6 protein-coding genes are annotated in these 8,938 nt (G+C 61.8%); all 6 read left to right on the top strand.

Annotated features, from left to right (window positions below):
- The first annotated feature begins 579 nt into the window (after positions 1-579).
- Positions 580-3,108, top strand: a complete 2,529-nt coding sequence (locus BW09_RS10625; protein ID WP_140464929.1) for a glycoside hydrolase family 3 C-terminal domain-containing protein — start codon at positions 580-582, stop codon at positions 3,106-3,108.
- A complete protein-coding gene (locus BW09_RS10620) occupies positions 3,101-3,661 on the top strand; it encodes a GtrA family protein (protein ID WP_044090307.1) in 561 nt (186 codons plus the stop codon). The genes BW09_RS10625 and BW09_RS10620 overlap by 8 nt, the downstream gene beginning before the upstream one ends.
- Positions 3,662-4,232: 571 nt before the next feature.
- A complete protein-coding gene (locus tag BW09_RS10615) occupies positions 4,233-4,493 on the top strand; it encodes a glutaredoxin family protein (RefSeq protein ID WP_044090306.1) in 261 nt (86 codons plus the stop codon).
- Between the two features lie 101 nt (positions 4,494-4,594).
- Complete coding sequence (gene nrdI / locus BW09_RS10610; protein WP_223847965.1) at positions 4,595-5,131, top strand: class Ib ribonucleoside-diphosphate reductase assembly flavoprotein NrdI; 537 nt, start codon at positions 4,595-4,597, stop codon at positions 5,129-5,131.
- 214 nt (positions 5,132-5,345) lie between these two features.
- Positions 5,346-7,538 (top strand): class 1b ribonucleoside-diphosphate reductase subunit alpha, encoded by a 2,193-nt coding sequence (gene nrdE / locus BW09_RS10605; RefSeq protein ID WP_044090305.1) that lies wholly within the window; start codon positions 5,346-5,348, stop codon positions 7,536-7,538.
- A gap of 250 nt (positions 7,539-7,788) precedes the next feature.
- Entirely contained in the window at positions 7,789-8,781 is a 993-nt protein-coding gene (gene nrdF / locus BW09_RS10600) for a class 1b ribonucleoside-diphosphate reductase subunit beta (protein ID WP_044090302.1), read from the top strand.
- The last annotated feature ends 157 nt before the right edge of the window (positions 8,782-8,938 follow it).

Below are 8,938 nucleotides of genomic sequence, written 5' to 3'. Positions count from 1 at the left end.
ATATGTGCCCCGCCCTGCGGTGACATCCCACCGGAGGGGGCCGATGACCGGTCGGCTCCCCTTGCCAGGGGAGCTGCCGGCGCAACCGACTGAGGGGCAGCCGACAGAAGACCCGGGAACCAGCCGGGAGCCCGGTACACGCCGAACACGGCACACAGCGGAAACACCGCACGGAGGCACGCGGACGCCATCCAGAAGACCCTGGCCATAAAACAACACGACCACAGACCATCTATATCTGAAACATACCCGGATATACATCGCTGTATTTGCTGAACTCTCTATAGCAGAGATTCATGCACGATCCCAAGCCTGCAGCAGACCAATCGTGCGCGGGAAATGACAGGTTGTGTAACGTGAACGGCACAGCCCGACGGAACCTGATTCAATCAAACTAGCGGCGAAATGTGTGCGACCTAGGCACTGCATTGATGCGGTGCCGGCAGTGTGGCGCAACAGTTCGTGAGGCGAGCGTACAACGATGCCGATGCGACGGTGCCGGTGTGCAGAAGTCCCGAAGGAAACCGATGGGCAGCCGGAACAGTCGCCGGATAATAGTGCAGTGCAAGGGAGAACGATATGGAACTCGAAGATCTTTCGGTGGCCGAGAAAGCGGCGATGCTCTCCGGCGGCTCCGAATGGGATTCGCGCGGCAACGACCGTGCCGGCATCCCCAGCTTTGTGATGAGCGACGGTCCGCACGGCGTGCGTCGCCAGCTAGGCGAGGGCGACCACCTCGGCTTGGGTGCGTCCAAGCCTGCCACCTGCTTCCCGACCGCGGGTACCGTGGCCAGCTCCTGGGATCCGGAACTCGCCGAGGAAATGGGCGAGGCGCTGGGACGCGAGGCGCATGACCTCGACGTCAACGTGCTGCTCGGCCCAGGTCTGAACATCAAGCGCAACCCGCTGTGCGGCCGTAATTTCGAGTATTATTCTGAGGACCCGATCGTGGCCGGGCGCATGGCCGCCGGACTGATCCGCGGCATCCAGTCCAACGGTGTGAGCGCGTGCCCCAAGCATTTCGCGGTCAACAGCCAGGAGCTGCGCCGCCAGGCATCCAACTCGGTGGTGGACGAGCGCACGATGCGCGAGATCTACCTGACCGCATTCGAAATCGCCGTGCGTGAGGCCGCGCCGATGACCATCATGACCTCCTACAACGAGATCAACGGCGTCTACGCGCACGAGAACAAGCACCTGCTGCAGGACATCCTGCGCGACGAGTGGGGTTTCGACGGGATGGTCGTCTCCGACTGGGGAGGCTCGAACTCCGCCGTGGCCGCAGTCAAGGCCGGCGGCTCCCTTGAAATGCCGTCGCCCGGTTATACCTCCGTGCGCGAGCTGGAAGGCGCGGTGGCCGCCGGCACGCTCTCCGAGGCTGATCTCAACGCCCGCGCCGCGGAGGTGGCCAAGATTGCCCGCCTGACCCGCACGGAAGGCGTCGGGCGTGATGATCTGCTTGCAAACGATATCGCGGCAGCCCATCACAATGTGGCTCGGCGAGTGGCCGAAGGTTCCGCTGTGCTCCTCAAGAACGCTGGCGCAGGCATCGCTGCCGCCGATGCGACTGCCGCCGCCACTGCTCCGGTCCTGCCGCTGAAGACCGGTACGCGGGTCGCCGTCGTCGGCGATATGGCGAAAACGCCGCGATTCCAGGGCTCCGGCTCCTCCAAGGTGAACGCCACCCGCGAGGAGAATATCCTGGACGAGCTTCGTAACCCCGAAACCGCCGAGCAGACCGGTGTCACTGTGACTGGTTACGCCCAAGGCTATGACCGTCAAGGCGCCGCCGACCAATCGCTCCTCGCTGAAGCCGCTGCACTTGCGTCCCAGCCTGATACCGACGTCGTGATCGCTGTGGTCGGCCTGGACGAGCGCAGCGAATCCGAGGGCCTTGACCGCTCCACCATGGCCATTCCGCAGGTGCAGAACGATCTTGTCGCCGCACTGGTGGCCACCGGCAAGCCGGTCGTCGTGGTGCTGGTGGCCGGTTCCCCGGTGGAACTGCCATGGTTCGACGATGTTGCCGCCGTGCTGTACGTTGGCCTTTCCGGCCAGGCCGGTGCCTCCGCCACTGTGCGGGCGCTGACCGGTCAGGTCAATCCTTCCGGCCATTTGGCCGAGACGTGGCCGCTGCAGTACGCCGACTGCCCGTCTGCCGGATGGTATCCGGCGGTCGGCCGCGACGCCATCTACCGTGAGGGCCCGTTCGTCGGCTATCGCTATTACGAAACCGTGGACGTGCCGGTGCGTTTCCCGTTCGGATACGGCCTCAGCTACTCCACGTTCACTTACCGCGACCTGACTGCCGACGAAACCGGCGTACAGTTCACGGTGACCAACGATTCCGATGTGCCTGGTGCCACCGTCGCCCAGCTGTATGTCTCCGGCCCGTCCCGCACAGTGGCCGATGCGACTGCGGAATCGGCGGATGCTCAGCCTGGCGTGCTGCGTCCGGTTCGTGAGCTCAAGGGCTTCGCCAAGATCGAACTTGACGCCCATGAATCCAAGACCGTGCGCATCGACTTCGACCGCTACACCTTCCGTCATTTTGACGTGGAAGCCAATCGTTGGGCCACCGAATCGGGCATTTGGACGCTTGCCGTGGGCGCGAACGCCGAAGATCTGCCGCTGGTCACCCCCTTCGCCGTCGCCGGCGATATGGACACCGCACCTGCGAACCCGGCCCTCGGCCACTATCTGACCGGCGACGTCAAGCACGTCACCGACGCCGAAATGGCCACACTGTTCGGCCATGAGGTCATCGCGCCGGGCAAGCCCACCACCTTCGGTGTCAACGACCCGATCTCCAGCTGGGTCGATTCGCGCGGTTTCGTGGCGCGTACGGTCGCCAAGACCCTGATCAGTCGCGAAGCCAAGGTGCGTCAGAAGACCGGTGCCCCCGACCTCAACACCCTGTTCATCCTCAACATGCCGCCGCGCGCCATGAGCAAGATGACCCAGGGCATGGTCGACTCGGCCATGGTCGACGCCATCGTCAACATCGGCAACGGCCACACCTTCCGCGGCCTCGGCGGCCTGATCGCCGGCTACTTCCGCAACCAATCCGCCAACAAACGCATCGCAAAGGAGCTCAATCATGACTGACGCCAACAAGACCGCCGCCGAGGGCGCAGACGCCAAGAAACTCGGTCCGGTTCGTCAGTGGATTAAGGACCATCCCACGATCTGGGAGTTTATCCTGTTCAACGTGTTGTCGAACATTTCCACGATCTCACGCTTCGTGGTCACATGGATCGGTACCGCCATCTTTGTGAGTGCGTTGGGCCTGACCGCGCCGTTCTACTTCCTCATCTTCAACTACCCGGAGTCCGGCAACGGCCTGGGCGGTTTTCTCACCTTCCTGTGCGCCGAGGTCATCGCGCAGGTGGTGAACTTCTTCGTGCAGATGAAGTGGGTGTTCAAGTCCGACTCCAGCTTCAAGGACGCCGCGTGGAAGTATGCGATTCTCGCCGTCGTGATCGTGGTCGTCAACCTCGTGCTGCCTGGATATGTGACCTCGCTGTGCCAGGGCTGGGGCATGAATGCGGGCGTGGCCGGCACCATCGCCTCCGTGGTCAACACCCTGCTGGCCGTGGTGGTCAGCTACCCGCTGCTCAAGTTCTGGATCATGCCCAAGAACAAGGAGGCTGCCAAGTAATAATCTGATTCTTCGTCGTTTCTTCTTCCCCTTCCCTGAGGTCTGGCCGGAACGCTTGTTCTATGCGTTTCGGCCAGACCTTTTTGTGTATGTAGGCGTAGGACGTTTCGCGAAGCTGTACACAAGGAGAGGTGTTGCTATTTGCTTTCAATGAGGTACATGTGATGCATTGCGGAAAGGCATCCGCCTTCAATGTGGTACCTGATACGCGAAATTGCGATTATCAACGCTGGAATGACGGTGATTGTATTCATGCTTTTATGGATTAGGCACCTCACTGAAGACAGATACCTTTCCGCAAAACCGCGAATGTACCTCATTGAAAGGAGATAGTGACATCATGTAGCGGCTGGGGCGTGAATCGATGTGAGTAAGGCCACAGTGCATGAGGTACTCTCGGACATGCTGTTCTAGCAACGTCGGGCAAATGGCGGAATAACGCCCATAAACACTACATATAGTGTTTGTAGGCGCAACACGCCACTATACATAGTAGCTTGATTGCAAATCACATGGTTGTAATATGGCCTTCGTTTTGTTTTTCACCAGCATTGATTGAAGGGGAGTTGCCATGACCGTCACCGTGTTCACCAAGCCGCATTGCCCGCAGTGCGAAGCCACCAAGCGCCAGTTCACCAAGCTCGGCGTACCATTCGAGGTCGTGGACCTGACGGAGAACCCCTCCACCTTGGAACAGTTGCAGGCCGCCGGATTCCAGCAGGCGCCGGTCGTCATCACCCCGGACAACTCCTGGACCGGATACCGCCCTGATCTGATCCGCGAAGTGGCCAAGCAGGCCGCGGCCGCCGCTCCGGCCCCGGTCGCCGCGTGAATCTGGGTCACATGAACAGCGCGGCTTCGGCTGTGGCGGCAGGCGAGAGCGCTCGCATGGCATGCGGAAGCGGTGAAGCCGACGCGGCGTATGATGCTGACATGGCTCCATCGCAGGTGGGTGATCATGCGGAGCTCCTCCGGCTCCATCAGCGCGACGTTGCCGCTGCGGACGCCAGTGCCGCCAGCCGGCCTGAGTTCGCGGCGCAATCCGGCAAGGTGATTGGCGCGTTGGTCTACTTTTCCTCGGCGTCCGAGAACACTGCACGGTTCGTGGCCGGATGCCGCTTGCAGGATGAAGGCCTCAACGTCTACCGCATCCCGCTCAAGGCCGCCGACCAACCGCTGAACGTCCGCGAACCGTACGTCATCATGGTGCCCACCTACGGCGGAGGAGTGGTGAAGAAAGCTGTGCCGATTCAGGTCAAGCGATTCCTGAACGACCGGGCCAACCGCGAATGGATCCGCGGAGTCATCGCCTCAGGCAACACCAACTTCGGTGAGGCCTATTGCGCCGCCGGAGACATCATCGCCGCCAAATGCCACGTGCCCTTCCTCTACAAATATGAGTTGATGGGCACCCCTGAAGACACCGCGGCCGTGCGTGATGGCCTCGTGCGGTTCTTCACCCATCAGTGATTCCAGCGATTCCCGGCGAATACGGCTGGTAAGACCATCGGAGGCGGCCACCCGACCGGCCTGCTGCATCATTCGCGCGGCCGGCTACGGCTTCCCCGGAGAAGGCAAGAGAACGAATGGATGCGCCTCCGACGTTGCCGCGTCGTACCCATCCACTGAAGCCAGACGCGCCCAACCCCATCCAAGGACCTCAATACCAAGGACTGCAATACCTATGACCGACTTCACCAACACCGAACTGGCGCTCGACAACACATCGCACGCCGCCGAGCCCACCGATCCCGCGCACGACTACCATGCGCTCAACGCGATGCTCAACCTGTATGACTCGAACGGCAAGATCCAGTTCGACAAGGACAAGGCCGCCGAGCGCGCGTACGTGACCAACCATGTTGCCGCCAACACCGTGACCTTCCCTTCCACCGCCGAGCGCCTGAAGTACCTCATCGACAACCAGTACTACAACCCGGCCGTGTTCGCCCAGTACACCGCCGGATTCCTCGACCGCTTCTACGACCACGTGGAATCCGTCGGCTTCGAGTTCGGCACGTTCCTCGGCGCATTCAAGTTCTACACGTCCTACGCGCTCAAGACCTTCGACGGCAAGCGATACCTCGAGGACTTCCCGCAGCGTTGCGCCGCCGTGGCGTTGGAGCTCGCCGCCGGCGACGAGCAGCAGGCCATCGAATACGCCGACGAAATGCTCGCCGGCCGCTTCCAGCCCGCCACCCCGACTTTCCTCAACCTCGGCAAGGCGCAGCGCGGCGAGCCGGTCAGCTGCTTCCTGGTGCGCATCGAAGACAATATGGAATCCATCTCCCGCGGCATCAACGCGGCCCTGCAGCTGTCCAAGCGCGGCGGCGGCGTGGCCCTGCTGCTGAGCAACCTGCGTGAGCTGGGCGCTCCGATCAAGCACATCGAGAACCAGTCCAGCGGCGTGATCCCGGTCATGAAACTGCTGGAGGACTCGTTCTCCTACGCCAACCAGCTGGGTGCCCGGCAGGGCGCCGGCGCGGTGTACCTGAGCGCCCACCACCCGGACATCCTGCGCTTCCTCGACACCAAGCGCGAAAACGCGGACGAGAAGATTCGCATCAAGTCGCTGGCGCTCGGCGTGGTGATTCCGGACATCACCTTCGAACTGGCCAAGCAGAAGGCGCAGATGGCGCTGTTCAGCCCCTATGACGTCGAGCGCGTCTACGGCAAGCCGTTCGCCGACATCGCCATCAGCGAGCATTACGACGAGATGGTGGCCGACGACCGCATCCGCAAGACCTACATCGACGCACGCAAGTTCTTCACCACCATCGCCGAGCTGCAGTTCGAATCCGGTTACCCGTATATCGTGTTCGAGGATACGGTCAACCGCGCCAACCCGATCGAGGGCCGTGTGACCATGTCGAACCTGTGCTCCGAGATCCTGCAGGTGCAGGAGCCCAGCGAATACAACGAGGACCTCACTTACAAGCACGTCGGCCGCGACATCTCCTGCAACCTCGGCTCCCTCAACATCGCCAAGGCGATGGACGGCGGGCTGGCCCATACCGTGGAGACCGCGATCCGCGCGCTCACCTCGGTGGCCGAGCACACGTCGATCAACGCCGTGCCGTCGATCCGCCGCGCGAACGAGGAAGGGCATGCAATCGGCCTCGGCCAGATGAACCTGCATGGGTTCCTGGCCCGCGAAGGCATCATGTACGGCAGTGAAGAGGGCCTCGACTTCACGGACATGTACTTCATGACTGTGGCCTACCACGCCTACCGAGCCTCCCACGCGCTCGCCGTGGAGCATGGCCGCGCGTTCCAGAGCTTCCCGACATCCGATTACGCCAAGCCGGCCGGCCAGGGCAACTATTTCGACAAGTACACCGACGGCCGCCGCTCCCTGGAGCCGCGCACCGCCCGCGTACGCGAGCTGTTCGCCCAGTTCGGCATCGCCATCCCCACAGTGGCCGACTGGCAGGCGCTGCAGGCCGCGATCATCAAGGACGGCATCTACAACCAGAACCTGCAGGCCGTGCCGCCCACCGGCTCGATCTCCTACATCAACCATTCCACGAGCTCGATCCATCCGATCGCCTCCAAGATCGAGATCCGCAAGGAAGGCAAGATCGGCCGCGTGTACTACCCGGCAGCCTACATGACCAACGACAACCTCAAGTACTACAAGGATGCCTACGAGATCGGCTGGAAGGCCATCGTCGACACCTACGCCGAGGCCACCCAGCACGTGGATCAGGGCCTGTCGCTCACCCTGTTCTTCCCCGACACCGCCACCACCCGCGACCTCAACAAGGCCCAGATCTATGCGTGGCGCAAGGGCATCAAAACCCTTTACTACATCCGCATCCGCCAGCAGGCGCTCGAAGGCACCGAAGTGGCCGGCTGCGTCTCCTGCATGCTGTGAGAGATGATGGGGAATGGCATGCGTCGGTTCGACACACATGCAAGGCTGCTCGGCCAAGCCTGCGCTCGGGCATTACATGCCATTCCCCATCGCCGCGTTCGCTGATTCACAAATCGTTATATTGCAATTAAATACGTAGTGGTTGGTTGATTGGCGTGTTGTCCGACCGTAAAGACTTGGCCTGAGCGGCCCGGAGCGTGTCGGACAACACGTCAATCAACCAACCGCGTCAACCCGATAAGGAAACAAAATGGCGCCAATCTCCATTCCACGCAAGCCCCTGAAGCTCATCGACCGCGTCTCCGCGATCAACTGGAACCGTCTGGAGGACGAGAAGGACCTCGAGGTCTGGGACCGTCTGACCGGCAACTTCTGGCTGCCCGAAAAGGTCCCCGTCTCCAACGACATCCCCTCCTGGCAGCAGATGAGCGAGGAAGAGCACACGCTCACGATGCGCGTGTTCACCGGCCTGACCCTGCTCGACACCATCCAGGGCACGGTCGGCGCGGTCTCCCTGATCCCGGACGCGCTCACCCCGCATGAGGAGGCCGTGTACACGAACATCGCGTTCATGGAATCCGTGCACGCGAAGTCGTACTCTTCCATCTTCTCCACCCTGTGCTCCACCGAGCAGATCGACGCCGCATTCGACTGGAGCGAGGAGAACGAGTTTCTGCAGAAGAAGGCCGAGATCGTGCTCGACTACTACGAGGGCGACAACCCGTACAAGCGCAAGGTGGCCTCCACCCTGCTCGAATCCTTCCTCTTCTACTCCGGCTTCTACCTGCCGATGTACTTCTCCGCGCACGCCAAGCTCACCAACACCGCCGACGTGATCCGCCTCATCATCCGCGACGAGGCCGTGCACGGCTACTACATCGGCTACAAGTACCAGAAGGGCATCGCCCAGCTTTCCGACGCCGAACGCGCGGACATGCAGGATTACACGTACGACCTGCTCAACGAGCTGTACGACAACGAGGTGGGATACACCGAGTCGCTCTACAGCGGCGTCGGCCTCGTTGAGGACGTGGAGAAGTTCCTGCACTACAACGCGAACAAGGCGCTGATGAACCTCGGCTATCCGGCGCTCTTCCCGGCCGAGATTTGCGACGTGAACCCCGCGATTCTCGCCGCCCTGAGCCCCAACGCCGACGAGAACCACGACTTCTTCTCCGGCTCCGGCTCCTCTTACGTGATGGGCAAGGCCGAGGAGACCGACGACGACGATTGGGACTTCTGATTCGATAATCGTCAGCAGTGTGCCGGAACACGGTCTGTCGGGGTTGCATGGTTTGCCGGGGTTGCTTGGATTGCCAGTCGTGGAATACGGAAGAGGCTGTATGCTCGCGCCTCAACAGGGCATGCGCGAACATACAGCCTCTGCACGGGTTATTATC

Origin of the sequence: Bifidobacterium sp. UTCIF-1 (assembly GCF_006408915.1) — a bacterium.
GTDB lineage: Bacteria > Actinomycetota > Actinomycetes > Actinomycetales > Bifidobacteriaceae > Bifidobacterium > Bifidobacterium reuteri.
The sequence above is the reverse complement of the archived record's forward strand: the minus strand, read 5'-3'. Positions and strand labels throughout refer to the sequence as shown.

Coding starts and splice junctions, on each gene's coding strand:
- nrdF (WP_044090302.1), top strand. CDS start 7,789: ATGGCGCCAATCTCCATTCCACGCAAGCCCCTGAAGCTCATCGACCGC.
- nrdI (WP_223847965.1), top strand. CDS start 4,595: ATGGCTCCATCGCAGGTGGGTGATCATGCGGAGCTCCTCCGGCTCCAT.
- nrdE (WP_044090305.1), top strand. CDS start 5,346: ATGACCGACTTCACCAACACCGAACTGGCGCTCGACAACACATCGCAC.
- BW09_RS10625 (WP_140464929.1), top strand. CDS start 580: ATGGAACTCGAAGATCTTTCGGTGGCCGAGAAAGCGGCGATGCTCTCC.
- BW09_RS10620 (WP_044090307.1), top strand. CDS start 3,101: ATGACTGACGCCAACAAGACCGCCGCCGAGGGCGCAGACGCCAAGAAA.
- BW09_RS10615 (WP_044090306.1), top strand. CDS start 4,233: ATGACCGTCACCGTGTTCACCAAGCCGCATTGCCCGCAGTGCGAAGCC.